We start from the raw sequence: 24151 nt of genomic DNA, 5'->3' as shown, positions 1-24151 counted from the left end.
GCAAGCATCTGTTCAAATCAGGTTCAGGCACTATGCTGTAGAGTGAATGCCCATGAGAGCTGTGAACATGAAAAAAGCCGCCATTCTGGCCCCATGCCTTGTCGCTATTATTGCTGCGTGCACGCCGACCGTACGCGTGCAGGCGCCGACAGAGCCCATCACCATCAATCTCAATGTAAAGGTTGAACAGGAGATCCGCGTAAAGCTCGAAAGAGAAGTCGAGGACCTGATCGCCTCCAACCCGGACATCTTCTAGGTCAAAGGACCAAGGATTCAGATATGGCCAATATTCTCCGCATCGCCCTCTCCGCGCTCTTCATTGCCAGCTCAGCCCTCACCCTCTCAGCGCCCGCCGCTGCGGCCAATCCAGAACTGGAAGCGGCCAAGGATCAGGGTATCGTGGGTGAGCGCATCGATGGCTATCTGGGTATTGTCGATGGCAGCGCAGACGCTTCGGTTGTCCGCCTCGTGCAGGATATCAACAATCGTCGCCGCGCCGCCTATGGCGAAACGGCTGAGCGCACGGGCGCCACGCCGCAACAGGTCGCCCGCGTCACCGGCGAAACCCTGATCGCGAAGGCAGAGCCGGGCGAATACATCATGGATGACAGCGGGACCTGGTCGCAGAAATAGATTTCTGCCCTACCTCTTGGTTCATGACCCGACTGACGATCATTTTCATCATCGGCGCGATTGGCGTGCTCATTCTGGCCGGCATCGGCGTCGGCATGATGTGGGCGCAGCTTGGCGTGACGATGAGCATGCATGGCTGGATCGCCTACGGCCTTGGCGCACTCGCCAGTATCGCCCTTTCGGTCGGCCTCTTCTGGCTCACCTTTCACAGCGCGCGCAGCGGGCATGACGACATAGAGCGCCCGGAAGACCTCGATAGCTGACCGCAACGCTGCCACTTGGGGCGTCATAATGGCCCGAATCAGCTAGATTCGTTCTCTTTGCGGACACTCAAGAGGCCATCATGCAAGCTACCATCGATCCGGCGCACCTATCGGCCTACATCGCCTCGCGTATCTGCCATGACCTCGTTTCGTCGGTCTCCTCGATCACGAACGCGCTCGACTTCATGAACGAGCCGCAGGACTCCGAGATGCGGGTCCAGGCCGAAAAGCTCCTTTATGACGGCGCTGAAAGCGCGGCCTGCAAGCTGAAGTTCCTGCGCTACGCCTTTGGCTCTGTCGGCCTCTCGAACGGCGCCGCAGACATTCACGAAGCCAAGCAGATCACTGAAAGTTTCGTCTCCCACCACAACAAGCAGCCCGAACTCGAATGGGACATTGAGACAGAGCATCTCAGCTTCTCTCATGCCCGCCTGATCATGAACATGGTCATGCTCGCCATGGACTGTCTGCCGCGCGGTGGCTCGATCGTCGTAAAGGTCCGCAACGAAGTCGAAGGCCTTGGCATCGTCGTCCGCGCTGCCGGCAAGCGCTGCAAGCTGCGTGATGACACCGCGTCTGCCATCGCAGGCGACGTGCCAGAGGAGGGCTGGTCGGCCCGCACCGTGCAGCCGCTTTTCACGCGCATCATCGCAGAAGGCCTTGGCGGCGACCTCAGCGTGGAGACCGAGGAAGAGCAGATCACGCTCAAGGCAACCAGCCTCAATGCCGAAGGCTAAACTGCTCGTTAACCGGAGTGTGTCCATGCTGGGTTGTTCTGCGCGCATTTAGCTAGGGGGCTCGCGACATGAAAACCTGCCTGATCGTCGATGACTCCCGGGTCGTGCGCAAGGTCGCTGGCCGTATCATTCAGGACCTCAAATTCGAGACCCGCGAAGCCAGCGATGGCGCCGAAGCCCTCGATGCCTGCCGCCGTGACATGCCTGATGCGATCCTGCTCGACTGGAGCATGCCGATCATGAACGGGCTGGACTTCGTGCGCGCCCTTCGCCGCGAACATGAAGGCCGCAAGCCTGTCGTCGTCTTCTGCTCGACCGAAAATGACGCCGAACATATCGGCGAAGCCCTGCGCTCTGGCGCAAACGAATTCATCATGAAGCCTTTCGATGCCGACATCATCGAAAGCAAATTTGCAGAGGTGGGCCTCATCTGATGCTGATGGGGCGCAACCGCGCCCGGCAGGATCAATAGCTCACCTGGACGAGATCGGACCGGACTGGACTGGATATGGAAGAGACCGTCTTTCGCGAAATTGCAGAGCTCGCCCGTAAAGGGTCGGGTCAGCACATCCCGCCGACGAAGTCCTATCTGGTCGATGCCCGCCTGTCCTCAATCCTGCGCCGTGAAGGCCTCTCCAGCGTAGAAGACCTTGTCGCCATCCTGACTGCCCGGCCCGACAGCAAGCTCAGCACCGAAATCGCTGCGGCCCTGACCTCCAAGCGCACGCGCTTCTTCTCCGATCGCGGCACGCTGGAGCGGGTTGTGAAACTCGTCCTGCCAGAACTGGCCAAGCGGGCGCATGACGGCCGCATCCGGATCTGGTGCGCCGGTGGCTCGACCGGACAGGAAGCGCTCTCGCTTGCCATCCTGATCCAGGAAATGGGCAAGAAGGCATTCGAAGACGTCCAGATCGAAATCGTCACGACCGATATCTGTGAGCGCACCAGCGCATCTGCCCGGTCTGGCATCTTCGGCCATTTCGAAATCCAGAAAGGCCTTTCGGCCCGCCGGATGCTGGCACACTTCACGCGCCTCGACACAAGCGAGTGGCAGGTCTCTCACGCCCTCGCCAGCCAGATCGGCGTGCGCACACATAACCTCATGCAGTCGGCAGAGGGCCTCGGCATGTTCGATGTCATCCTGTGCCGCAATGTCATTACCGACATGACCAAGGAGGCCCGCATCAAGGCGCTCCTGAATGCTGGTCGCCAGCTTTCGGAGCGCGGCCTGCTCGTTCTCGGCGAAGGGGAATCGGCAGCGGGTCTCATCGCAGGCCTTGAGCCTTCGCGCGCCTTCCGGGGCGGCTATAACCGGAATGTCGACGCGGGCGACCTCACTGTCGCTGCCTGATTTTCGCCGGTACCGGCAGAAACACCGCCAGTAAACCGTCACTGCACCGTGAAAACACCGGTTTCAGGGCTGAGTTTCCCCTGCACTTTCCATACGGCCTAATCCTCCCCTTGGACCCTCTCTGGTTCCCGCCAACCGTCTCCAGCTCCCTCCGCCTCCCTTTAGGCGACCTCACAAAGCACTCTGCTTGACAAAGTTCATTTCTATGCCTACTTTGTATTTCAAAGTTATTGGAGGACGAAATGTCTAAAACTGCTACTGACGATCTTGCCTATGTCCGCTCGCTTGCTGAAGCGGGCGCAAATGCACCGCTGCTGGGCGGGCGCTTCCTTGTCTGGTGGGGCGGCCTCGTGACGGCGGCCTATATCGGCCATTATCTCATTGCGACCGGCATGCTCGGCTTCGGTCCCGAAGCGCTTGGCATCATGTGGACTGGTTTCATCGTTCTGGGACTGGGCGGCTATTTCCTGCTCGCCAAGGCCTTTCCGCATGACAAGCCCGGCCAATCTTCCGAGGGAAACCGCGTGTCCGAAACCGTCTGGATGGCATCCGGCTTCGTGCTCGGCAGTTTCTTTGCCGGCGTCACGATCAAGTCATTCCTCGACGGCGCAGCCTCCTACGGCTTCACCTGGTCCATTCCGCTCGTGCTGGGCGTCTATGGCATCTCGCAGCTCGTCAGCGGCGAAATCGCAAAGGTCGGCTGGCTAAAGCTCGCAGGCTACCTCGCCATTGCCTTTGTCGGTCTGACCATCCTCATCATCGACACAGCTGAGCTCTATCTCGCCGCTGCCTTTGCCGCTGCATGTAGTGTCCTGCTGCCAGGCCTCCTGATGCTGCGCGACGAACCGTCGGGCGTCGTGTAAGGCAGACCGTCATGGAGAACGAAAACCCTTTTGATCACAGCCAGATAGATGACGTCATACATGGCCGCCTGCGGCTCGGTGTGATGGCCTATCTCTCCTCGGCCAGCCCCGCCATCTTCGGCGAGCTGCGCGACAAGGTCGGCGCCACTGATGGCAACCTCTCGACCCATCTGAAGAAGCTTGAGGAGGCGGGCTATGTGCGTCAGGAAAAGCGGTTCGTCGGCAAGAAGCCCCAGACGCGCATCTTCCTGACAGAGCCCGGCCGCAAGGCCTGGCTCCACTGGATCGACCAGATGCGCGGCCTGATGGACGCGGCCGAATAGACCCGCGATCTGGAACGGTCCGCATCGCTCAGCATTTGTCTGAAGACCCGGTTGTCAGAGGTTCAGCCGGGTCTTGCTAGTTTAGGCTGGAAAGACAGATCTGGAGACCGGACTATGATCCCTCTGAAGAAAATCGCCCTTGGTTTTGCTGCGCTGACAGCCTTCACCCTGCCTGCAATGGCGCAATATGGCCCAAGCGGGCATGGCTATAACAGAGGCGGCGACGGCGTTGCCATCATCTATCAGCACCCTGACTTTCGCGGCCAATCGCTGCGTGTGACCGGCCCGATCGCGCACCTCAACCAGTATCGCTTCAACGACAAGGCCTCCTCCATCCGCATCCATGGCGGCAGCTGGGAAGTCTGCGTTGACCCGAATTTCCGTGGCCGCTGTGAGATCCTCAGCTACCGCGAGGGCGAGCTCAACGACTACCGCCTGAACGACAAGATCACCTCGATCCGCCCTGTCGCAGACCGCTGGGGCCGCAATGACCGCCGCTATGATCGCGGGGGCCGTTATAACCGTGATGATCGTTATGATCGTGGACGTCCCGGCTATGACCGTGGCCGCCCCGGCCGCGGTGATGCACCGCTGATCCTGTTCGCCGACCCGCAGTTCCGCGGCAGCGCCCTGCCAGTGAATGGTGCCATCCCGCACCTCAATGAGCTGCGGTTCAACGACAAGGTCTCGTCCATCGTCGTCAATCGCGGCGTCTGGGAAGTCTGTACTGACCCGAACTATCGCGGCCGCTGCGAGATCATCGACCGGTCGGTGGACGAAACCGGCTATTATCGGCTGAACGACAACATCACCTCGGTCCGCCCGGCAGGCTATAACCGCCGCCCCGGCTACAACCGCCCATTCTAGGGCTGCGCGAGGGGCTTCCCGCTTTTCCGATTGGGAAGTAGGAAGCCCTTCATGTCCGACCGATCCAATCCTGACAGGCTTATCGTCGTCGGCGCGCTGTCCGGCGCGCACGGCGTTCGCGGCGATGTGCGCGTGCGCAGCTTTACCGCTGACCCGGAAGCCATCTTCGATTTCGACCAGCTTTTGGACGACAAGGGAAAGCCCGTTCTCAGCGTCAAATCATTCAAGCCCGCCAGCGATCACTTCATCGTCACGCCGAAAACGTCCCGCCAGAAAGAGGAATGGGACGCGATGAAAGGCCTGAAGCTGCATGTCAGCCGCGCGGACCTGCCAAGCGCCGATGAAGACGAGTTCTATGTCGAGGATCTTGTCGGCCTGAAGACCTGCCACCCGGACGGCACCCTCTTTGGCCATGTGAAGTCGGTCCAGAATTTCGGCGCGGGCGACCTGCTCGAAGTCGCACCGGATGCCGCCGGAGAGCCTGCCTATTTCGTGCCCTTCACGCTCAAGGACGTGCCGGACATCGACTTCACCGCACGCACCGTCACGATAGCAGAGGCGCAGGTCTGGGCCGACCAGTCAGACCCACGCAAGAAATCAGACGTCTGAAGCCTGCATCGTGCCTGCCTTTACGGCGAGATCGATGAGGTAGGATTCCAGCTTCCGGCTCTGCGTCTGCAGGTTGAAGCTCTCCATGGCGAAGGCACGGCCAGCCTCACCCATACGGGCAGTCCGCTCACGGTCGCTCAGCATCCGGGCGAGCCGGTCTGCAAGCGCTGCATCGTCACCCTCATCGACAAGATAGCCGGTCTCGCCGTCCTTCACACATTCCGGAATACCGGCATGGCGCGTCGCCGCCAGCGCGCAGCCAGACAACATCGCTTCAATACAGACCAGCGGCAGGCCTTCTGCGTCGCCTGATTTGGCGCGTTTCGATGGCACGACGGCGATCCGCGCTTCGGCCCAATGCTTCGGCATCTCATCGGCAGGCACCCAGCCCGGAAGCTCTGCTTTGACGCCAGCTTCCTGCAGCTTCGCGACAAGCTCTTCCTTGAGGTCGCCATCACCGATCAGCCTGATCGTCCAGCCGTTCAGCTCTTCTCCAAGGCGTGCCAGTGCGGCGATCAACGTGTCGATGCCCTTCTTCTCGGTCCAGCGGCCAGCAAAGACGAGAAGGTCTTTCTTTTCACCGGGCTCAAAGCGCGAAGGGTCTGCCGTATTGTGGTGGACCACCATCTTGTCGGCCGGCGCGCCATTGCCAGCAAGCTCATCATGGATGAATTGCGAGCAGGGCAGGATAAGGTCAGCTTCGCGCCAGAGCTTGGCCCGGCGCCGGTTATAGACGCGAACAAAGCTGTCCTTGGTATTGGTCGTCTTGGTCGCGTCGCCGCCATAATAGGTCACCGCCAGCGGCAGGTTCAGCCGCTCTGCCAGCGGCAGCGCATAGGCGCCGGACTTGCCGAAGCTGGCATGGATGGCAACGGGCTCAACCGCTTCCATCGCATTCTGGAGCTTCGCAGAGATGGTACCGAGCTGCTTGTAAGCCGCCTCACCGCCTGCCCCGTGCAGCGGGCCGAGCTCGATAACTTCAGCGCCCTCTGGAACCGGGCCTTTCAGCTCATGGCCGATATAGACCGGCTTCAGCTTGCTGAATGCAGAATAGCCACGCGGAATGAAGCTTTCCGACGGGGTGAAGAGCTTGTCGCAATAGGCGAGAAACCGTCTCTGCGTGCTCATACGGGTCACCCTCTTTCTGACTGGCGCGCGGCTTCAGTATGGCACGCCCCCTGAACCGTCAAACATGTCTTGGCAGTCACCGCCCCATCGCATAAGACCCGAAGGCTGCAGCCCCAAAGGACCAGACATGTCAGATTACCGCCTCTTCGGCGCTGAGACCTCTCCCTATTCCATGAAAGTCCGTGCCTTCCTGAAATACAAGGGCGTGGACTTCGACTGGATCGGCCGTTCGTCGGAAAAGGAAGAAGAGTTCCAGTCCTATGCGAAGGCGCCGACGGTCCCGCTTCTGGTGTCGCCGGGGCGCGCACCGAACCAGGATTCGACCGATATCCTGTCTGCCATCGAGAACGACCATGCAGAGCCGTCCTCCGTGCCGGACGATCCAGCCTGCGCCGTGCTGGCCCTCATCCTTGAGGACTATGGAGATGAGTGGCTGAGCAAGGTCATGTTCCGCGAACGCTGGGGCCAGAAGCCTGACCGCGACGAAGCAGCTGACCGCACGATGGAGCAGCTCTTCGACGGCAAGCTGCCGCGCGCCAAGAAGAAGACCCGTGACCAGATCGTGAAGCGGATGCGCGACAGCCTCGAGCTGATCGGCATCGAGCGCAAGAATGAGAAGGCGCTGAAAACCTCGTTCGAGCGCTTCATTCCGCTGCTCAACGCACACCTCGAAAACAACCTTTTCATCTTCGGCAACCGCCCGTCCGTGGCCGATTTCTCGATTGCTGCGCAGCTGTCGCAGATGCTGATGGACCCGACGCCGGGTGCGTGGCTGCGTGAGAACGCGCCTTTCGTGACCGCCTGGTGTGAGTTCATGGATGCGCCAAAGGCGGGCGACAGCTTCAAGCCGCTGTCCGAGCTGGAGCCGACGCTGCTGGCCATCTTCACCGAAGAACTGTCGCAGACCTATCTGCCATGGGCGAAAGAAACGCTCGAAGCCGACATCGCCAAGCAGGACCGCGTCAGCGTCAAGATCGAGGGCAAGGCGTTCGAACAGGTCACCCAGCGCTATGCCGCGACCTCGTTCAAGTCTGTCCAGAAAGCCGTGCGCCGCCTGAGCGACAATGAGAGCCTGACGGCTTTCCTGAAAGCCGCCGGTGCCGACGTCTACTTCCAGAACCCGAACAAGTAGGCGGCCTCAAAAGCACAGAAAACAAAAAAGCCCCGGACGTCGCGTCCGGGGCTTTCTCGTGTCAGGGGTCTACGCGTCTGGAGTTACGCGGCAGACTGCTTGCCGATCAGTTTCGGCTTCGACTTTGGCTGGCCGGACGATCCGATCTCGATCTTGCGGGGCTTCTTGGCTTCTGGAAGCTCACGCAGGAGTTCGATGCGAAGCAGGCCATTCTGCAGCGATGCGCCGGTCACGATGACGTGGTCGGCGAGCTGGAACCGGCGCAGGAAACCGCGCTCGGCAATGCCGCGATGCAGATACTGGCGCTCTTCGCCGTCTTCACTGGCGGTTTTCTTGCCAGCAACGGTCAGCAGGTTTTCATTGGTTTCAATGTCGAGTTCATTCTCAGCGAAACCGGCCACGGCGATTTCGATGGCGAAGGCATCGTCTGCGACGCGCTCGATATTGTAAGGGGGATAGCCCTGCGCGCCATCGAGGCGGCTGGCTGAATCGATCAGGTTGGCCATACGGTCAAAGCCAACCATGGTGCGGTAAAGGGGGGTGAGATCAATTGTGCTCATGACAAACAGTCCTCTCTAAGCAACTGTATCCGGACGAGCCGGATCATCATTTCGGCTTATCTGTCGCTCCGGCCCGTCCATCGGCGCCGGCAGATTACCGGACCGGGCCCGCTTGGCAGCGCCCGGTCATGGTGTATTTGGGAAACACGGCCCCGCGTTCAAGGGGAAAATGAGGAGATGAAAATGAACCGGATTATCGCAACCAGCCTTCTGGCACTGACCCTTGCCGCCTGCGGTGGCAGCGACGATGCGACACCAGAGGTCGCAACCCCGCCTGAAAGTGGCGAAGCCAATGCCGAGATGGGTGCTGAAGCCACCCCAACCTCATTCACGATCGCGGACGCCATGGAAGGCACCTGGCGCAACCCGAACGAGATCGAGCGCGATGACGCCCGCAACCCGGCTGAGACACTGGAATTCTTCGGCATCGAGGGCGATGATACGGTGATTGAAGTCTGGCCGGGCGGCGGCTGGTACACCAACATTCTCGCCCCATGGCTGCACGCGAATGGCGGCACCTTCATCGCTGCAGTCACCTCGCCGGAGCGCTCAGAGCGCGCTGCGCAGGCCCTCGAAGCCTATCAGGCAAACTACAGCCCATACCCGGACCTGTTCGGCGAGCTTCAGTACACCTATTACGACTCCCAGTCGGGCCCGCTTGGTGAGCCTGAAAGCGTCGACGCTGTGCTGACCTTCCGCAACATCCATAACTGGATGTCTGGCGATCATGCCGACAAATTCTTCAATGATGCCTTCGCCGTGCTGAAGCCGGGCGGCGTCCTTGGTGTCGTCGAGCACCGCCTGCCATCGGCCCTCAACCAGGACCCGTCGGCCCCGTCTGGCTATGTCCATCAAGACTATGTCACCCGCCTTGCAGAAGAAGCAGGTTTCGTTCTTGAGGAAGCCAGCGAAATCAATGCCAACCCGGCTGACACCGCAGACCACCCGTTCGGTGTGTGGACGCTGCCACCGGTCTCGCGCACGACTGACCGTGACGGCAACACGCCAGAAGGCTTCGATGCCGCGAAGTATCAGGAAATCGGCGAGTCCGACCGCATGACCCTGCGTTTCGTGAAGCCTGCCGCAGGCGACACGCCGGCAGAGCCTGAAATGATGGAAGAAGAAGCGACCGAAGAATAGGCCGCACAGTCTAGATTGACCTCTCTGCACCCCAACCTGATAGTGGCGGGGACTGCAGGGAGGTCTTCTTATATGTTCCGGTCAACCGCGCTCGCCGCCGCCCTTGCGACGACCTTCTGCCTGCCCGCTCTGGCAGAGCTTGGCCCACCGAGAGAGGCCGCCCCCCTTTCGCGGCTCTTCCCGATGTTTGAAGACTATCTCGCGCTCGATCAGGACAAGCGCTCTCACTTTGAATTGACCTATGCGCTCAACGCATCCGACGAAGCCGATAACGATTTCCGTCTGTGGGTTGAGCGAGAGAGCGGCAATGTCGAAATCACGCGCACAGATGACGGCCTCGTCGATATGGACCAGATCGTCGGCCTTCTTCCCGGCAACCCCATGATCATGACCGACCTTCCGGCGGGACGCGGCAATGTTTCGATGAAACTGCTGCCGACGCTGGAACTCGGCGACGAGATTGCCATGGAAGATGTCTGCACGGCCCTGTCACAGGCAAATGCCGCAATCCGCAAACAGGCCGGGCTCATGTCTTTTGCTGCTCCCAAGATGAAAGGAATCGGCTTCAGCCTCCAGCCAGGCACTGAAGTCATCCTGGAGAAGCCCGATGGCGGCCGGGAAACCCTCGCCAGTAATGTAACTCTGATGAAAGTGGAGCCGCGGCGAAAAGACTGCCGTTCGGGGGGCACCCTCGCCTTTTCCAAGCCGCCCGTTTCCGACGACTTCACGACCTAGCTTCCCTGCGAACCCCAATGCCAACGCGACACCTTTTCCCGACGCGCCTCTACGAGGCCGCAATCGACGATACCGAGCAACTCAGTGAGCTGGAGGAGGCCTGCTGGATGCTGGAGGACGGCGATGAGGCCGGCCATCGCTGGTGCGAGGAGAAGGGATATCCCGGCTACACGTCTTACGCATCCCTCAACGATCTGCCGAAGCGCGCGCCAGCCTTTGCGGCGCTTGAGAAGCAGCTTCTCAAACAGGCAGGGTCATTCGCAGAAGAACTTGGCTGGGAAATAGAGCGCCGCGACATCCGTCTGGATGCGCTCTGGATCAATATTCTGGGGGAAGGCGGACATCATTCCGGCCATATCCATCCGGGCAGCATACTTTCCGGAACGCTTTATATCGCAGTACCTGAAGGCGCTGGCGCAATCCGTTTCGAGGATCCAAGGCTCGCCAATATGATGGCCGCCCCGCCGCTGCGCGATGACGTCGCCGAGGACCAGAGCAGGTTTGTCTACATTGACCCGCAGCCCGGTACGCTCCTGATGTGGGAGAGCTGGCTGCGCCATGAAGTCATGGCGAGCCGCACGGAAGAGGCCCGCATTTCCATCAGCTTCAATTTCGGCAAGCGCTGAGGCGGTCTCGCCCGGCCTATTTTACCCGGCGCACCCGGTAGCGGCCATTCGGGCCATCATCAAAGGTCAGGCCTGGATTATTGCCCACCAGCGAGTCGCTGATCGTCGCGGCGGCTGGCAGGGACGAAGGCGGCTTCACGCCACCTGGCGCGACCTGCTCCCACTCAGACCCATCCGACATGATGAAGAAGTGGCGCCCGGTCGCATTACGCAGGATGCGTGTCACCGAAACAGATATTGAATCGTCCAGTTGCTCCGGGTCAGGGCGCGGCATGAGACGCGCCCAGACAGGTCTGCGATCATCATCTTCAGCTTTTGGCGCTGGTTCTGGCTCCGGCTCTGGCGCCTGGGCCCAGGACGGAACCGAAGGCTCATTCGTCTGGGCTTGAGGCGCAGGCGTTGCCGCCTCATCGCTTTCCAGCGCATTGGAGAGTTCCCGGGCAGCCGTCTCGAAACAGCTTAGCCGCGCAGCAGCATCTTCGATCTCAAGACAGGCGGCCGTCTGCTCAGCGGCGCGGTTCACATTCTGTGCGCTCGCTGCGCCGGCGCAAATTGCTGCGCTCGCGATCAATACGGTGAAACGGCGATAAGTCATGTGCGGGCCTCCCGATCCTCTCTGGCAAGTCTTAAGACCAAATCCCTGACCTGCCAAACTGCATGTACAGGTAGCAAAAACTTGACGCGCCGAACCAGTCTGTGCAGTGCAACATTCAAATTTATCAGAGCCCTTCGGAGCCCTCCATGGACATTACCAAAATCGCCGTTGGCCAGAACCCGCCAGACGATCTCAACGTCATTATCGAAGTCCCGCTGGGCGGCGAGCCGATCAAGTATGAAATCGACAAGGCATCCGGCGCGATGTTCGTCGACCGCTATCTCTACACGTCCATGCGCTATCCGTGTAATTACGGCTTCGTGCCGCACACGCTCAGCCTCGACGGCGACCCGATCGACGTCATGGTGGTTGGTCAGCGCGCGCTGGTGCCGGGCGCTGTTGTCCGTGCCCGTCCGATTGGCGTGCTCCTGATGGAAGACGATGGCGGCGAAGACGAGAAGATCCTTGCCGTGCCACACCAGAAGCTCACCCGCTTCTATGAGAAGGTGCAGAACTATACCGATCTGCCCGACACGCTGATCGACCGGACCACCCACTTCTTCCAGCACTACAAGGACCTTGAGCCCAACAAGTGGGTGAAGGTGCGCGGCTGGGAAGGCGTCGACAAGGCGCGCGAGCTCATCCGGGAGTCGATCGAACGGGCAAAATCCAGCTAGACATCAGGAGCCGGTTTGGAACTTTCGGTCTGGCTGGCACTGGTCGGCCTCTTCTTCGCCGGCGGGCTGACGCCCGGACCAGCAGTCATGCTGGTCGTCTCCTCATCGCTGAGATACGGCGTGCGGCCAGCCATGCTGCCTGCAATCGGTGTGTCGACAGCAAACCTTGTCTGGATCGGCCTTGCCGCCGCTGGCGCAGCGGCGATTGCCTCGCAGTTCCCGCTCGCCTTTCTGGCGCTGAAGCTCGCGGGCCTCGGTTTCATTATCTGGCTGGCCTATGGTCTGGTTCGCGGAGCGGCGCGGGATCTGCGCCTCTCCCGCGAAGCCATGCCCAAGCGTGCGGCCCTGTTCGGCAGGGGCTTTGGGCTACAACTCGCAAACCCGAATGCGCTGGTCTTTTTCGGCGCGCTTCTGCCGGGTTTCTTCGACGCCTCGAGGCCGCTTGCCCCGCAAATCGCCATCATGGTCGCCACGATCACGGTCAGCGAGATGACGGGGCTGTTCGTCTATGCCTTTGCGGCTGACCGAATGGCCAAGAGTTTCAGCGACCCGGCCTTTGCGCGCTGGTTCAATATCGGGGCCGCGACCCTCATGGTCGGTTCGGCTGCCTTCGCTGTCTGGGCGACCAGCAAGCCCTAGAGCGTTTCCGCTGAAAGCGGAATTGGTCTAGGCGTCAACCAGCTCGAATTCGCCCGTGGTCGAGCTGCGCCAGTAGAGCTGGCCGAGCGCAATAGCGAACCACGAACCATGCAGTGTCAGCTTGCCCGTCTTCACGCGCTCCTCGACGAAAGGAAACGTCATGAGGTTCTTGAGAGACTGTTCAACGCCCGCAAACTCCAGAGCGCGCTGAGGGTCTTCCGGGTTTGCATTCAGCACCTTGTCACGTGCCTCGTCCAGCAGTCGCACCCAGGGCGCGATGAACTGTCCAACAGGCTTGTCCTTGGCCGCAGAGAGCGAAGCCTGCACGCCGCCGCAGCCGCCATGCCCCATGATCACGATATGCTCGACTTCCAGCGCCGTGACCGCAAACTCCAGCGCAGCACTGACACCGTGCTGGCCACCACCGGTCTCATAAGGCGGGACAAGGTTTGCGACATTGCGCACCACGAAAAGCTGGCCCGGCGCGGCGCTGAAAATGTCGGCTGGTTCAGCCCGGCTATCGGCGCAGCCAATCAGCATGATGTTCGGGTTCTGACCCTGGCCCAGCGTCTCATAGAGCTTTGCCTGCTCTTTGTAAGTTCCGCGCCGGAATGACCGGTACCCGTCAATCAATTCTTCTGGTGAACGCATGTTGATTACTCACTCTGTCTGATCCGCACCTAGTCAGAACTGCCACTATCGGCAACTTCCAATGCGGCAAAATTTAAACTTGCGATCAATCCTTTTGAAAACTCTATTGATTGAGATAGGCTTCACGGCTCGGGTCCTGGGAATGGGTGGATGACTGAAGAAACACCTGCGAAAAAGCCAAAACCTGCCCGCCGTCGCCAGGGGCCTCGGCGGAGCGAAGCCTCAAGGGTCGCCATCCTTGAAGCCACGCGCGAGGAACTGGTGCGCTCTGGATGGCGCAAATTCAGTGTCGATAGCGTAGCGCGCACGGCGCATGCCTCCAAACAGACAATCTATCGCTGGTGGCCGGCCACTGGCAGCATGTGCGTTGAGGCCGCAATCAGCCTCTTGCCTGCTGTCTCACAGGCCGTTGAAACCGATCCAGTCGAGCGTATCGCAGCGCTTATCCTGCCGATCGAGACACTGACACGCGCCGGCAATGGTCATGCTGTGCTACGCGGCGCGCTGATCGCAGCCGCCGACGAAAAGGCGGCTGGCGAAAGCTGGCGCAACTGGATGAAGGCGAATATCCGCGCGCCGCTCAGGCTCATCCTGGCGGAGGTGGCGGCAAAACAGCTGATCCGGCGAGATTACGATATAGATGAAGCGGTGAACCTGCTCATCTCACCGGCCTGGCACAATCTGATTGTCATGCGCGCGCCTTTGAAAGAGGGCTTCTCCCGCGACCAGGCGGCCCATCTCATTCAGCTGCTGAAGCCTTAAAGGTCTCAGGCCTTCGCGCCGCGCTTCCCGCCGCCATAGGCCGGGTCGGCCAGCGCACTTGCCTCATCAAGCGGCCAGCGCGGACGTGCCGAAAAACTCATCGCATCTGGATCCACCTTGCCAGCGGCCAGATGTTCTGCGCCCGCAAGCGCGATCATGGCTGCATTGTCCGTGCAATGACGAAGCGGCGGCGCAATAAGTGTCGCCCATTTTGCATGCGCCGTGCGTTCGAGCGTTTGCCTGATGGCCTGATTGGCGGCAACGCCTCCGGCGACGACCAGACGGCTTTCCGGTGCGCCATTGCGAAATACCGACAGGGCATGGAAAGTTCGAGATCCCAGGCAAGCGGCTATCGCGGCCTGATAGCTCGCGCACAAATCCGGAATGTCCCAGCTTGAGAAATCATCCTGCTCAGCGATGCGCGCAGCTGCCGTCTTCAAACCCGCAAAACTGAAATCCAGTCCGGGCTTGTTCAAAAGCGGTCTCGGCAATTTGTAACGCTCTGGATCGCCATCTTTGGCCGCTTTCTCCACCGCCGGCCCGCCGGGAAAACCGAGATCGAGAATTTTCGCAAGCTTGTCGAATGCTTCACCGGCTGCGTCGTCGATTGTTGTCCCGAGGCGCTTATAGTCGCCAAGCCCATTCACTTCGATGAGCTGACAATGCCCACCGGACACGAGTAGCAGGAGATACGGGAATGGGCAGTCTTCAGCGAGGCGCGGCGAGAGCGCATGCCCTTCGAGATGGTTTACAGGCAGGAATGGCTTGCCGGACGCGAGGGCCAGCGCCTTGCCCGTCATCATTCCCACCATGACCCCGCCGATAAGCCCCGGGCCCGACGTAGCCGCGATGCCGTCCAGCTGCGACAGCTTCAGCCCGCTTTCGAACAGCGCCTTCTCAACGATCTGGTCGGTAATGTCAGCATGCGCGCGTGCCGCGATCTCAGGCACCACACCGCCATAGGGCGCATGCGCCTCGACTTGAGAGCGTACGACCTCGGACAGGACCATGGCGCGCCCTTTCTTCAGGCGCACGACAGCTGCTGCGGTCTCATCGCAGCTCGTTTCAATTCCAAGAACCGTGTGAGAGGTCATGGCCCTCACTTAAGACGCACAGCCTGAAATCGGAAGCTTGGCGCTTCAGTTGTCGAGGAGCGCGCTCTTGATTGAGTAGATCCACTCATCCCGCTCAAGATTGTAGGCCTTGAAGGTGGTCGCGAAGTCCCAGTAGCACCAGCCTATGCCGCGGTCCTCTGCCGCCTTGCGCATGGCCCGCGTCCAGACGGCGCGCTGCTCCAGTGGCACCTCTTCATAGACGCCAAACTCACCCAGCAGCATGGGATGGCCCTGCTCGCTTGCGAACCGGGCCGCCGCTTCGGCGCCTGCATTGATCTCGCTATACTCCGCCACCGTGCCCCAGCGTGTGCCCGTTGGCGGCGGCGGGTCGGCAAAGAAGGCGCCTTGGTGGGTAAAATCATAGGGTTCATAGCTGTGAAAGGTCAGGATGATCCGGTCATCCTCTGGCGGATTGCTTTCCAGCAGGGCCGAGAGTGAGCCCCAGCCAGCACTGCCCACCACGACCCAGCGATCAGGATGGTATTCGCGCACAATGGAGAGAAGCTCTGCATTCACCGCATCGGTGCGCTCGACCGTCATCTTGTCATTCGGCTCGTTCAGAAGCTCGAGGATGACGCTTTCCGGGGCATCCTGAAGCGCCTCGGCAATCTGGCGCCACATCGCAAAGAGCCGCTCATAGTGCGCATCAGGGCGCGACATGAGGTCGTTATAATGGTGCAGGTCGACGATGATCTGGAGGCCTGCGGCATCTGCCTGCGCAATGACTTCCTTCACGCGGTCAATCTGGCCCTGGCGGATCGTATAGGGCTCTCGCTGCATCGCATGGACGTCCCAGCGCACGGGCAGGCGCACCGTATCGAAGCCAGCCGCCTTGATGGCCTGAAGGTCCTCTGCCCGGATCGTATAGCCCCAGTCGCCTTCGTTCGGCGCTTCCAGGGCTCCGCCGAGGTTCATGCAGCGCTGCACAGGAGATGTTGGCACGCGCATTTCATCGCGCGGGGCTGCTGATGAAGACGGCTCCGTACACGCCATTAGCGTCAAAACGAGAGCGGAACTGGCAAAGCGGACCAACATGGGCCGTCTCCTCTACAGGGTATTCCTGATATCAACTGGCGCACACATCGTGCCAGCTTTCACTGCTTAGCCCTGTCTTGCCTGCCATCGCCTTAATCTGTAGCAGGCAATCGATCACAATCTGGAGATGTCATGCCCGCAGGTCTTGCCCCCAAGCTAAAACTGAAAATCGGCACCAGAGGGTCTCCGCTGGCCCTGGTGCAGGCAAGACAGGTGGGCGCAGACCTTGAACGCCTCAGCAATGGTGAGGTGACCTGCGAGATCGTGACCTTCACGACGGGCGGCGACAAGCTGACGACCCAGCGCCTCATCAATGCAGGCGGCAAGGGCCTCTTCACGCGGGAAATCGACAAGGCCGTTGACGAAGGCAGGTGCGATCTTGCCGTGCATAGCCTGAAAGACGTGCCAGGCGCTCTGCCAGATGGTCAGGCCCTGCTCGCCTTTCCAAAGCGCGAAGACCCGCGCGACGGCTTCATCTCTCTGAACGGCGTCAAAAGCGCGCGCGACCTTCCAGAGGGCGCCACCGTCGGCACGGCGAGCCTGCGCCGCGAGTCCCAGACGCTGGCCATGCGGCCCGACCTCAAGATCGTCACCTTTCGGGGCAATGTGCAGACCCGGATGAAAAAGCTCGAGGACGGCCTCGCTGACGCAACCTATCTCGCCATGTCGGGTCTTGAGCGTCTCGAGATGACACATGTGGCTGTGCCGGTCCCGATCACCGACATGATCCCGGCTGCAGGCCAGGGCATCATCACGGTCGCCGCACGTCCGGATGATCTCGACCCCGCCGTCGTCGACCTCATAAAATCGCTGAACCATGAGCAGAGCCGCCTCGCCGCCTTGGCAGAGCGGGCCTTCCTTGTTGAGCTCGACGGCTCCTGTCGCACGGCCATGGGCGGCCATGCCCGGCTGGAAGACGGCAAGTGGCTGTTCGATGGCGAGGTGCTGGAGCCTGATGGTTCGCGCCGCTGGATGCAGGCGGACGCGCTGTCAGGCGAGGTGACCGACGAGGCACTGGCAGGCCTTGGCCGCAGCATCGGCCAGCGCATCCGCGAAGCGGCTGGCGGTGACCTGCCAGCCTTTGAAGATGACTAGCACGCCCATCATCGTCACCCGCAGCCAGCCGGGCGCAGACCAGACCGCGCAGGCCCTGAAAGAACGTGGCCTGACCGCCATCGTGACGCCGGCGATCAAGCTGTCTCGCAGTGAAGCCTCACTGCCGGACCTCTCAGTCTATGGCGGGCTCATCTTTACCAGCGCCAACGGGGTGCGTTTCCTGTCGGCGGAAACCGAAGCGCGTGACCTGCCTGCATGGTGCGTCGGCCCTGCAACGGCTTCAGAAGCCCTGCTTGAGGGCTACAGCCCCGTGCACCAGTCATCCGGCAATGCCGAAGACCTTGCCCATTACATTGCCCATCACTGGCCCGCAGGTCAGTCAAAGCGCCTCCTGCACGTCGCCAATTCTGCGGCAAAAGGCATCGTCAAAGCCGCGCTTGAACATGAAGGTTTCGAGGTTGATTTCCTCGCCCTTTATGAGGCGACCAACGCGCCAGCGCTGCACCCGGACGCGGTTTCGGCAATCGCGGGCGGCCCCTCTATCGTCCTCCTCCATTCTGCAAAAGGTGCGCGGGCTTTCATGGATCTCAGCGTGGGCTTGGACCTTCAGCGCGTCTCGTACGTTGCGATCTCAGAGCAGGCGGCCGGACCCCTGCGTGAGGGCGGTAAGGACCAGATTGAAATTGCTGACCATCCAGACGAAGCGCACCTTCTGGAAGCGCTGGACCGTTTGCTTGCCGCGCGCTGAGCGGCAATACATTGAAGGGCATCTGGACCGATTGGCCCGGAGCCGACAGGATGAACCCGAATGAGTGATCCGCAGACCCCGACCACAGACCCGATCGATGCCGAGTTCGAACCGGCAGAGCATGAGGCTGCGCAGGAGGGCCGCACCGAAGACACGCCTGCCCGTAAGACGTCCAGCAGCGGCCCGGGCTGGCTCTCTCTCCTGTTCGTGATGCTGATCGCCTTTGGCGCGCTTGGCCTCTCCCTCTGGTCATCCGGCCTCCTGCAGAAAGGCCTGCAGCCAGACGACACAGCCACCGGTATTGCCGCGCTGACCGACCAGCAGACCGACCTCGCCAACCGTATCGACGCACTCGAAGAGCGGCTGTCTGATGTGACCGCGCAAATCGACGGCCTGAGCGGCACTGTCGACGCGCTACGCTCAACGCCCCCGCAAAGCGACGCACCTGCTCAAAGCAGCGCGGCGGATGAAGACGCGATCGCTGACCTTTCCGCCCGCATCGATGCGGTCGAAGAGGAAATGGCGAACCAGCCGGAGACAGCTTCCTCAATCGACCCGCAGCGGATCGCCAATCTGGAAGCGGCCCTGCAGACCCTCGACAGTGAGAGCGCCCCGACATCGGCAGAGCTCGCCTCCCTTCGCCAGGAAGTCTCCAGCCTGCGCTCGCGTATCCAGCAGCTCGCCTCGGCGCAGTCCGCGCTGGAGGAAACCTGCGCTCAGACAGCCACCCAGGCAGACGCCGCGCGCCGCTCTGCGACGACAGCCGCACAGAGCGCGCTCGCCATCGCCTCGATTGAAAACGCCATCACAACCGGGGCGGATTTCAGAACATCCGCCCAACGCCTTCAGGAGCTGCAGCCTTCAAGCGAGGCCGCTGCCACGCTGGCACGCCTGTCTGGCAGCCCCGTCCCAAGCATGGGTACGCTGCAGACGCGTTTCGAGGCCCTGAAGGATGACGCGCTCGACCGGGACAGCGAAGCGGCGGGTGAGCCGGGCTGGGTTGATACCTTCTTCGGTGACATGGTGTCTATCCGCCGCGGCGGCGGCAATAGCGTCGTTCCCGCCATCCTCTTCGAAGCCGAAGACGCGCTCGAGGGTGGTGACTTGCAGCAAGCCGTCACCGCACTCGAAGGCCTGCCAACTGAAAGCCTCGCGGTTTATACAGGCTGGCTCACTGACGCGCGCAACCGGATCGAAGCGCGCGAAGCAATTGATACGCTTCACCTCGAATTTGCCGCGCAAAACCCCTAGATAAGTTTCCAATGATAGCTCTCTTCCTCATCGTCTGTCTCATCGTCGTCGCTGGCCTGATCGTCCTCTGGGCGTCCGGCCTGTCTGGCAATGTCGTCATCACGCTCGGCGCCGACACGATCAGCATCGAGCTTGTTGTCGCGATCCTTGGCGTCATCCTGCTCGGCGCGGTGATGGCGCTCGTCTGGGCCGCGCTCGCAGGGCTGATCAAGCTGCCGAAACGCTTTGGACAGGCCCGCCGCAACTCGAAGAAGCGCAGCGCCAACCGGTCGCTCGCTGACGGCATTCTCGCAGCCGAAGCTGGCGATATCAGCCTGTCGCGCAAATATGCGAGCCGGGCGGCCCAGCACGCAGACGATGAGCGGCTGAAGCTCCTGCTCGAGGCACGTACAGCCGAGATCGCGCAAGACTGGCCAAGCGCCGAACGCGCCTGGGGCCAGCTTTCCCGCCTGCCGGGCGGCGAACTTGCAGGCCTTCGCGGCGCAGCCATCGCCGCCACAGAGCGCGGTGATACCGCCGCCGCCGAAGCACGAGCCCGTGAAGCGCTCGAATTGAAAACGGCTGCGGACTGGCCCTTCACCTCGCTCTTCGACAGTCAGGTCGCACGCGGCCACTGGCAGGACGCCGTTGAAACGCTGGCCATCGGAGAGCGCCGCGGACTGATCTCTGGCGACAGCCTCCGCCGCAGGCGCTCAGTGCTCTACACAGCGCACGCGACCAGCATGCCGAATGCAGAACGCCGCGATGCCCAGAAGCTGCTTGCCGATGCGCTGCGCGCCTCCCCAGCTTTTGCGCCTGCCGCCTATCATGGCGCGCGCCAGCTCAAGCTGGAAGGCAAGGTGAAAGCGGCGCAGGGTGTTCTCGAACTCGGCTGGCGTTCCAGCCCGCATCCCGCGCTCGCCCATCTCAGCCGCAGGCTCGACCCCGAAGACACGCCAAAGACGCAGTCGGCGCGCCTCCGCGCCCTGATCGACACCAATCCCGATGCACGCGAGAGCCGCATCCTGAAGGCAGAGATCGCGATGGCAGAGCGCGACTGGATCGCCGCCATCAAGGAACTCGCCCCGCTGGTCGAAGAACAGCCAACAGCGCGCCTCTGCCTGCTGCTGGAACAGGCCCTTCGCGGCTATGGCGACAATTCCGAAGCCGACCGCTGGGGCCGAATGGCCATCACGGCCTCAAGAGAGGCTGAGTGGTCGGATATCGACCCCAACGGGCAGGCCTTTGACTATTCGCGCCGCGACTGGGCGCGTCTTGTCTATGCCTTCGGCGATGCGGGCACGCTGATCCATCCGCGCTATGAATCCTATGGCCGTGAGCTTGAGGCGGGCCGCTATATCGCTCTGCCTGCCCCCGTCGCTGCGGTGCGCACCCGCCAGACCGAACCGCAAAAGGCCTTGCCGCCTGCCAGCGAGCCAGGCCGCACGATGACAGAGCCGCCAGTCGACTATGTCCGCGACGGTGAGCAGGACGAGGCCTGACGCCGCAATAGAGACGCGCTGCGCCGCCCTGAATTGTCCACTTGCCCAAAGGCACGCTTGACGGTATTGAGGCGCCTTCCAACGGATAGCCGCCTTAGCTCAGCTGGTAGAGCATCGCATTCGTAATGCGGGGGTCAGGTGTTCAAGTCACCTAGGCGGCACCATTCATTTCTCGGTTTGCTCCGCAAAATTTTTGGTCCAGTGGACCAAAAATAGGAAATGAATGCGGCGGTAGCCGCCATGCGGGGGACCAAAATTCGGTGAAAAATGCCCCGGGAGGGGCTTCCGGGTCTGATACGGTTTCGTGGCTGCACCCATGTATGAATCGCTTTCACGGCTGCTCCCAAACCCGCTCAGTCCGTCTCCTTGGACGGCTTGAAGACGACCAGCGACAGCACGGCGAACGAGTAGACTGCCGCAATGCCTACAGTGAACAACACTGAGAGGATTTCCGGCCATCCGAGGATGGTCGCGAACACGGGATAGATTGAGATCTGCAGAAGATAGCTCGACACATAAAGCAGCGTGTAGAGGATCAGCGATCGCACGATTGCCGCGTTGCTCCTGAAGACGAAGGAACGTTGCAGATAGAAGTTTAGTAGAAGGCTGCCGACCGTCGTCACCGCGAAGGCGATTTCATGCGGGACGCCCAGTATCCTCTGGAAATACACGATGGCCGCCGCGAGCAGGTTCATCGACGCGCCGACCACGATGTACCGGATCAGCGCGCCGCTCGTCGGCGATGATTTCAGTTTCTGGAATAACGCGGCGATCATCGCGGGTTTGGTTTGTCCGACCCGGGAACATCATTGAGATAGTCCGCGACGATATAGGACGGGCGGGCCTTCGCCTCTCGCAATGTCCGACCGACATAGATGCCCGTCAGGCCGACGCTGCAGATGAGCACCCCGCCCATGAACCAGATCGACAGGATAAGCGATGGATAGCCGGAGACATCAAACTCACCCATCAGCGCCTGGATGAAAGTGACGATCGACAGCACGAATGTTATCGCCGCGATGATCAGACCGATTGTGACAATGATCCAGAGCGGCCTGTCGGAGAATGAGAAGACCACATCCGATGCAAGCTTCAGCAGCTTGCCGAGCGTGTAGGATGACTTGCCCTCGCTGCGCTTGCTATGCGCCACGTCGAGGTAGACAGGCTCAAATCCCATCCACTGGATCATGACCGGGAAGTATTTCTGTTCCTCTTCCCAGCTGCAATAGGCATCGACGACGGTGCGATGGTAGAGGCCGAAATTGGCGACGCTCGCATCAAGCGGCTTTCCAGTCATGAAGCTCAGCAGGCCATAATAGCCCGCAGAAATAGCGCGCCTATAGAGGCTGTCATTACGCTCAGCGCGGCGGGCAAGGACGATTTTCGCATCCTCTTTTTCCGCCGCCTCGAACAGGTTCGGGATTTCCTCCGGCTGGTCCTGCAGGTCGCAGTCCATGACGACGACCCACTCACCCGTCGAATGTTTAAGACCTGCCTCGATCGCGGAATGCTGACCGAAGTTTCGCGAGAACCGCATGCCCTTCACGAACGGGTTCGCCGCGCAGATTTGCTTCACGACTTCCCATGATCCACGCGGGCAGCGATCATCCACCAGGATGATCTCATAGCTGATGCCCATCTTGTTGCAGACATCGGCAACGCGCTGGCAGAGCGGCTCCAGCGATGTCGGGCTACCATAGACGGGGGAGACAACTGAGAGTGTCGGTGCGGTCATGACGTTTTATTCTTCCTGTGTAGCGCGCGACATCAGCGTGCCCGCAGCTCAAGCCAGTCAGTTCTTGAAGTAGTTCTCGACCGCTTCAATTACCTTGTCGCACTCGGCGCTCTCCATCGTGTACATCGGAAGGCGCACAAGGCCATCGGATACAGCATCCGTTACCTTGAGGTCGCCGGCTGTGCGGCCGAACTTCTTGCCCGCAATGGAAGAATGAAGCGGCACATAGTGGAACGGCGCCATGATGTCTTTCGACTTCAGATACTCCCGGAAAGCCTCACGGTCTTCGAGCTCGGGAAAGAGCAGGTAGTACATGTGGGCATTGTGCTCACACTCGTCAGGAATGAAGGGCAGGCGCACCTTCTCTGCCGGGACGCAGGCCTTGAACGCGTCATTGTAGCGATGCCAGACAGCAAGGCGCCCTTCCCTCACCGCGTCAGCAACTTCAAGCTGGCCGTAGAGAAAGGCCGAGATAATCTCGCCGGGCAGGTAGGATGAGCCGATATCCACCCAGGTATACTTGTCGACGGCCCCGCGGAAAAAGAGCGAGCGGTTGGTGCCCTTCTCGCGCAGGATCTCGGCGCGGTCGCAATAGCTCGTGTCGTTAATACAGAGCGCGCCGCCTTCGCCGCTGATGATGTTCTTGGTCTCATGGAAGCTGAAAGCCGACATCAGGCCAAGCGTGCCAGCATTGCGCCCCTTATAGGTTGAGCCGAGCGCCTGCGCGGCATCCTCAACAACCTTGAGGCCGTGCCGGTCAGCAATCGCGTTGATCGCATCCATGTCACAGACAACGCCCGCATAGTGCACGACGAAGATGGCCACCGTCTTCTCTGTGATGGCCGCCTCGATCGCTTCGGGAGAGACGTTCAGTGTGTCAGGGTCGATATCCACGAAGACAGGCGTCGCCCCGCGCAGGCAAACCGCGTTCGCCGTCGAAACAAAGGTGAAGGACGGCATGATCACTTCATCGCCTGCAGCGAGGTCGAGAAGGATGGCCGCCATTTCCAGCGCCGCGGTGCACGAATGGGTCAGCAGGGCCTTCTTTACACCGAGCATTTGCTCGATCAGGGTGTGGCAGCGTTTGGTGAATGTGCCGTCGCCTGAAATCTGGCCAAGTTCGATGGCCTCGCGGATATAGTCGATCTCCCGTCCCTGAACTTTCGGCTTGTTGAAAGGTACTATCGCCATGATCCCCGGCTTATCCTCAAATCCCTGTACGCGAGCCTCTTAGTACGCGCGAATCCTGCGTTCAAATAAATAGATGATCGATGCGTCGCGCAATGTGTAAGGCTCGGGGGCTGCAAGCGACAAAATTCCCCGAGCCGGCTAAGTTGCATCGAGCCCGGTACGGCGCTAACAGCCAAACTCTTGCAGATTGCCTGATGGGGCAGCAAGGGTGAAATCTGTTACTTTAGATAGCGTTCAGAGGGGAGCAG

30 protein-coding genes and 1 tRNA gene are annotated in these 24151 nt (G+C 60.9%); 22 read left to right on the top strand and 9 right to left on the bottom strand.

Features of this window, described 5'->3' with window-relative positions; all coding sequences use genetic code 11:
- Positions 1-67: 67 nt before the first annotated feature.
- The 10 genes from KUV46_06705 (at position 68) to rimM (ending at position 5646) form a co-directional block, all read left to right on the top strand.
- Positions 68-256 (top strand): YnbE family lipoprotein, encoded by a 189-nt coding sequence (locus KUV46_06705; GenBank protein QYJ02074.1) that lies wholly within the window; start codon positions 68-70, stop codon positions 254-256.
- Between the two features lie 23 nt (positions 257-279).
- Entirely contained in the window at positions 280-633 is a 354-nt protein-coding gene (locus KUV46_06700; protein ID QYJ02073.1) for a YdbL family protein, read from the top strand.
- 23 nt (positions 634-656) lie between these two features.
- Positions 657-896 (top strand): hypothetical protein, encoded by a 240-nt coding sequence (locus KUV46_06695; GenBank protein ID QYJ02072.1) that lies wholly within the window; start codon positions 657-659, stop codon positions 894-896.
- Between the two features lie 80 nt (positions 897-976).
- Positions 977-1633 (top strand): hypothetical protein, encoded by a 657-nt coding sequence (locus KUV46_06690; protein ID QYJ02071.1) that lies wholly within the window; start codon positions 977-979, stop codon positions 1631-1633.
- Between the two features lie 68 nt (positions 1634-1701).
- Positions 1702-2067, top strand: coding sequence for a response regulator (locus KUV46_06685; GenBank protein QYJ02070.1), 366 nt, complete (start codon positions 1702-1704; stop codon positions 2065-2067).
- 74 nt (positions 2068-2141) lie between these two features.
- Positions 2142-2984 carry a hypothetical protein gene (locus KUV46_06680; GenBank protein QYJ02069.1) on the top strand — a complete coding sequence of 281 codons (843 nt, stop codon included), beginning with the start codon at positions 2142-2144 and terminating at the stop codon, positions 2982-2984.
- 242 nt (positions 2985-3226) lie between these two features.
- Positions 3227-3847 (top strand): hypothetical protein, encoded by a 621-nt coding sequence (locus KUV46_06675; GenBank protein ID QYJ02068.1) that lies wholly within the window; start codon positions 3227-3229, stop codon positions 3845-3847.
- A gap of 11 nt (positions 3848-3858) precedes the next feature.
- A complete protein-coding gene (locus tag KUV46_06670; GenBank protein ID QYJ02067.1) occupies positions 3859-4170 on the top strand; it encodes a transcriptional regulator in 312 nt (103 codons plus the stop codon).
- A 114-nt stretch (positions 4171-4284) separates the two neighbouring features.
- Positions 4285-5037: a beta/gamma crystallin family protein gene (locus tag KUV46_06665; protein QYJ02066.1), complete on the top strand. Its 753-nt coding sequence runs from the start codon at positions 4285-4287 to the stop codon at positions 5035-5037.
- Between the two features lie 51 nt (positions 5038-5088).
- Positions 5089-5646: a ribosome maturation factor RimM gene (rimM, locus tag KUV46_06660; GenBank protein ID QYJ02065.1), complete on the top strand. Its 558-nt coding sequence runs from the start codon at positions 5089-5091 to the stop codon at positions 5644-5646.
- Here the strand turns inward: rimM and KUV46_06655 are convergent.
- Entirely contained in the window at positions 5635-6774 is a 1140-nt protein-coding gene (locus KUV46_06655; protein QYJ02064.1) for a glycosyltransferase, read from the bottom strand. The genes rimM and KUV46_06655 overlap by 12 nt on opposite strands.
- Before the next feature lie 127 nt (positions 6775-6901).
- Between KUV46_06655 and KUV46_06650 the strand changes: the two genes are divergently transcribed.
- Positions 6902-7906, top strand: a complete 1005-nt coding sequence (locus tag KUV46_06650; protein ID QYJ02063.1) for a glutathione S-transferase family protein — start codon at positions 6902-6904, stop codon at positions 7904-7906.
- Between the two features lie 83 nt (positions 7907-7989).
- On the opposite strand, the gene KUV46_06645 is transcribed toward KUV46_06650, so the two are convergent.
- Positions 7990-8466, bottom strand: coding sequence for an Hsp20 family protein (locus KUV46_06645; GenBank protein ID QYJ02062.1), 477 nt, complete (start codon positions 8464-8466; stop codon positions 7990-7992).
- Between the two features lie 183 nt (positions 8467-8649).
- Here KUV46_06645 and KUV46_06640 point away from each other — a divergent pair, with 183 nt between their 5' ends.
- From KUV46_06640 to KUV46_06630, 3 genes are all read left to right on the top strand, one after another.
- Positions 8650-9606 (top strand): methyltransferase domain-containing protein, encoded by a 957-nt coding sequence (locus KUV46_06640; protein ID QYJ02061.1) that lies wholly within the window; start codon positions 8650-8652, stop codon positions 9604-9606.
- 72 nt (positions 9607-9678) lie between these two features.
- Positions 9679-10341 carry a hypothetical protein gene (locus KUV46_06635; protein QYJ02060.1) on the top strand — a complete coding sequence of 221 codons (663 nt, stop codon included), beginning with the start codon at positions 9679-9681 and terminating at the stop codon, positions 10339-10341.
- 17 nt (positions 10342-10358) lie between these two features.
- Positions 10359-10967, top strand: coding sequence for a hypothetical protein (locus KUV46_06630; GenBank protein ID QYJ02059.1), 609 nt, complete (start codon positions 10359-10361; stop codon positions 10965-10967).
- 16 nt (positions 10968-10983) lie between these two features.
- On the opposite strand, the gene KUV46_06625 is transcribed toward KUV46_06630, so the two are convergent.
- Positions 10984-11562, bottom strand: coding sequence for a hypothetical protein (locus tag KUV46_06625; GenBank protein ID QYJ02058.1), 579 nt, complete (start codon positions 11560-11562; stop codon positions 10984-10986).
- Between the two features lie 146 nt (positions 11563-11708).
- Here KUV46_06625 and ppa point away from each other — a divergent pair, with 146 nt between their 5' ends.
- Together ppa and KUV46_06615 are read left to right on the top strand one after the other, a co-directional pair.
- Complete coding sequence (gene ppa, locus KUV46_06620) at positions 11709-12239, top strand: inorganic diphosphatase (protein ID QYJ02057.1); 531 nt, start codon at positions 11709-11711, stop codon at positions 12237-12239.
- 15 nt (positions 12240-12254) lie between these two features.
- Positions 12255-12878, top strand: coding sequence for a LysE family translocator (locus tag KUV46_06615; protein QYJ02056.1), 624 nt, complete (start codon positions 12255-12257; stop codon positions 12876-12878).
- A gap of 27 nt (positions 12879-12905) precedes the next feature.
- On the opposite strand, the gene KUV46_06610 is transcribed toward KUV46_06615, so the two are convergent.
- A complete protein-coding gene (locus KUV46_06610; protein ID QYJ02055.1) occupies positions 12906-13529 on the bottom strand; it encodes a carbonic anhydrase in 624 nt (207 codons plus the stop codon).
- 150 nt (positions 13530-13679) lie between these two features.
- Here KUV46_06610 and KUV46_06605 point away from each other — a divergent pair, with 150 nt between their 5' ends.
- Positions 13680-14291: a TetR/AcrR family transcriptional regulator gene (locus KUV46_06605; GenBank protein ID QYJ02054.1), complete on the top strand. Its 612-nt coding sequence runs from the start codon at positions 13680-13682 to the stop codon at positions 14289-14291.
- A gap of 5 nt (positions 14292-14296) precedes the next feature.
- Here the strand turns inward: KUV46_06605 and tsaD are convergent, their stop codons facing one another.
- On the bottom strand, positions 14297-15385 hold the full coding sequence (gene tsaD / locus KUV46_06600) for a tRNA (adenosine(37)-N6)-threonylcarbamoyltransferase complex transferase subunit TsaD (GenBank protein QYJ02053.1): 1089 nt from the start codon (positions 15383-15385) through the stop codon (positions 14297-14299).
- A gap of 45 nt (positions 15386-15430) precedes the next feature.
- Positions 15431-16321 (bottom strand): glycoside hydrolase family 5 protein, encoded by an 891-nt coding sequence (locus tag KUV46_06595; GenBank protein ID QYJ02052.1) that lies wholly within the window; start codon positions 16319-16321, stop codon positions 15431-15433.
- Between the two features lie 252 nt (positions 16322-16573).
- On the opposite strand from KUV46_06595, the gene hemC reads away from it, so the two are divergent.
- The 5 genes from hemC to KUV46_06570 all read left to right on the top strand — a co-directional run bounded on the left by hemC (position 16574) and on the right by KUV46_06570 (position 21141).
- Positions 16574-17536, top strand: a complete 963-nt coding sequence (hemC, locus tag KUV46_06590) for a hydroxymethylbilane synthase (GenBank protein ID QYJ02051.1) — start codon at positions 16574-16576, stop codon at positions 17534-17536.
- On the top strand, positions 17529-18245 hold the full coding sequence (locus tag KUV46_06585; GenBank protein ID QYJ02050.1) for a uroporphyrinogen-III synthase: 717 nt from the start codon (positions 17529-17531) through the stop codon (positions 18243-18245). The genes hemC and KUV46_06585 overlap by 8 nt, the downstream gene beginning before the upstream one ends.
- A gap of 60 nt (positions 18246-18305) precedes the next feature.
- Entirely contained in the window at positions 18306-19496 is a 1191-nt protein-coding gene (locus tag KUV46_06580; protein QYJ02049.1) for a hypothetical protein, read from the top strand.
- An 11-nt stretch (positions 19497-19507) separates the two neighbouring features.
- Positions 19508-20977: a hypothetical protein gene (locus KUV46_06575; GenBank protein QYJ02048.1), complete on the top strand. Its 1470-nt coding sequence runs from the start codon at positions 19508-19510 to the stop codon at positions 20975-20977.
- A gap of 88 nt (positions 20978-21065) precedes the next feature.
- Positions 21066-21141, top strand: a tRNA-Thr gene (locus tag KUV46_06570).
- Positions 21142-21330: 189 nt separating this feature from the next.
- Here the strand turns inward: KUV46_06570 and KUV46_06565 are convergent.
- From KUV46_06565 to rffA, 3 genes are read right to left on the bottom strand one after another with little or no spacing between them, the layout of a single operon-like run.
- Positions 21331-21753: a GtrA family protein gene (locus KUV46_06565; protein ID QYJ02047.1), complete on the bottom strand. Its 423-nt coding sequence runs from the start codon at positions 21751-21753 to the stop codon at positions 21331-21333.
- Positions 21750-22712, bottom strand: coding sequence for a glycosyltransferase family 2 protein (locus tag KUV46_06560; protein ID QYJ02046.1), 963 nt, complete (start codon positions 22710-22712; stop codon positions 21750-21752). The genes KUV46_06565 and KUV46_06560 overlap by 4 nt, the downstream gene beginning before the upstream one ends.
- Before the next feature lie 57 nt (positions 22713-22769).
- The gene (gene rffA, locus KUV46_06555) at positions 22770-23903 is read right to left on the bottom strand and encodes a dTDP-4-amino-4,6-dideoxygalactose transaminase (GenBank protein QYJ02045.1); all 1134 of its coding nucleotides are present in this window, start codon (positions 23901-23903) and stop codon (positions 22770-22772) included.
- Positions 23904-24151 lie beyond the last annotated feature (248 nt).

The organism is Thalassovita mediterranea (assembly GCA_019448215.1).
Lineage (GTDB): Bacteria > Pseudomonadota > Alphaproteobacteria > Caulobacterales > Hyphomonadaceae > Henriciella.
The sequence above is the reverse complement of the archived record's forward strand: the minus strand, read 5'-3'. Positions and strand labels throughout refer to the sequence as shown.

Bases quoted from the DNA above. Each gene is read 5' to 3' on its own strand.
- KUV46_06705 (QYJ02074.1), top strand. From the start codon at position 68: ATGAAAAAAGCCGCCATTCTGGCCCCATGCCTTGTCGCTATTATTGCT.
- KUV46_06700 (QYJ02073.1), top strand. From the start codon at position 280: ATGGCCAATATTCTCCGCATCGCCCTCTCCGCGCTCTTCATTGCCAGC.
- KUV46_06695 (QYJ02072.1), top strand. From the start codon at position 657: ATGACCCGACTGACGATCATTTTCATCATCGGCGCGATTGGCGTGCTC.
- KUV46_06690 (QYJ02071.1), top strand. From the start codon at position 977: ATGCAAGCTACCATCGATCCGGCGCACCTATCGGCCTACATCGCCTCG.
- KUV46_06685 (QYJ02070.1), top strand. From the start codon at position 1,702: ATGAAAACCTGCCTGATCGTCGATGACTCCCGGGTCGTGCGCAAGGTC.
- KUV46_06680 (QYJ02069.1), top strand. From the start codon at position 2,142: ATGGAAGAGACCGTCTTTCGCGAAATTGCAGAGCTCGCCCGTAAAGGG.
- KUV46_06675 (QYJ02068.1), top strand. From the start codon at position 3,227: ATGTCTAAAACTGCTACTGACGATCTTGCCTATGTCCGCTCGCTTGCT.
- KUV46_06670 (QYJ02067.1), top strand. From the start codon at position 3,859: ATGGAGAACGAAAACCCTTTTGATCACAGCCAGATAGATGACGTCATA.
- KUV46_06665 (QYJ02066.1), top strand. From the start codon at position 4,285: ATGATCCCTCTGAAGAAAATCGCCCTTGGTTTTGCTGCGCTGACAGCC.
- rimM (QYJ02065.1), top strand. From the start codon at position 5,089: ATGTCCGACCGATCCAATCCTGACAGGCTTATCGTCGTCGGCGCGCTG.
- KUV46_06655 (QYJ02064.1), bottom strand. From the start codon at position 6,774: ATGAGCACGCAGAGACGGTTTCTCGCCTATTGCGACAAGCTCTTCACC.
- KUV46_06650 (QYJ02063.1), top strand. From the start codon at position 6,902: ATGTCAGATTACCGCCTCTTCGGCGCTGAGACCTCTCCCTATTCCATG.
- KUV46_06645 (QYJ02062.1), bottom strand. From the start codon at position 8,466: ATGAGCACAATTGATCTCACCCCCCTTTACCGCACCATGGTTGGCTTT.
- KUV46_06640 (QYJ02061.1), top strand. From the start codon at position 8,650: ATGAACCGGATTATCGCAACCAGCCTTCTGGCACTGACCCTTGCCGCC.
- KUV46_06635 (QYJ02060.1), top strand. From the start codon at position 9,679: ATGTTCCGGTCAACCGCGCTCGCCGCCGCCCTTGCGACGACCTTCTGC.
- KUV46_06630 (QYJ02059.1), top strand. From the start codon at position 10,359: ATGCCAACGCGACACCTTTTCCCGACGCGCCTCTACGAGGCCGCAATC.
- KUV46_06625 (QYJ02058.1), bottom strand. From the start codon at position 11,562: ATGACTTATCGCCGTTTCACCGTATTGATCGCGAGCGCAGCAATTTGC.
- ppa (QYJ02057.1), top strand. From the start codon at position 11,709: ATGGACATTACCAAAATCGCCGTTGGCCAGAACCCGCCAGACGATCTC.
- KUV46_06610 (QYJ02055.1), bottom strand. From the start codon at position 13,529: ATGCGTTCACCAGAAGAATTGATTGACGGGTACCGGTCATTCCGGCGC.
- KUV46_06605 (QYJ02054.1), top strand. From the start codon at position 13,680: ATGACTGAAGAAACACCTGCGAAAAAGCCAAAACCTGCCCGCCGTCGC.
- tsaD (QYJ02053.1), bottom strand. From the start codon at position 15,385: ATGACCTCTCACACGGTTCTTGGAATTGAAACGAGCTGCGATGAGACC.
- KUV46_06595 (QYJ02052.1), bottom strand. From the start codon at position 16,321: ATGAACCTCGGCGGAGCCCTGGAAGCGCCGAACGAAGGCGACTGGGGC.
- hemC (QYJ02051.1), top strand. From the start codon at position 16,574: ATGCCCGCAGGTCTTGCCCCCAAGCTAAAACTGAAAATCGGCACCAGA.
- KUV46_06585 (QYJ02050.1), top strand. From the start codon at position 17,529: ATGACTAGCACGCCCATCATCGTCACCCGCAGCCAGCCGGGCGCAGAC.
- KUV46_06580 (QYJ02049.1), top strand. From the start codon at position 18,306: ATGAGTGATCCGCAGACCCCGACCACAGACCCGATCGATGCCGAGTTC.
- KUV46_06575 (QYJ02048.1), top strand. From the start codon at position 19,508: ATGATAGCTCTCTTCCTCATCGTCTGTCTCATCGTCGTCGCTGGCCTG.
- KUV46_06565 (QYJ02047.1), bottom strand. From the start codon at position 21,753: ATGATCGCCGCGTTATTCCAGAAACTGAAATCATCGCCGACGAGCGGC.
- KUV46_06560 (QYJ02046.1), bottom strand. From the start codon at position 22,712: ATGACCGCACCGACACTCTCAGTTGTCTCCCCCGTCTATGGTAGCCCG.
- rffA (QYJ02045.1), bottom strand. From the start codon at position 23,903: ATGGCGATAGTACCTTTCAACAAGCCGAAAGTTCAGGGACGGGAGATC.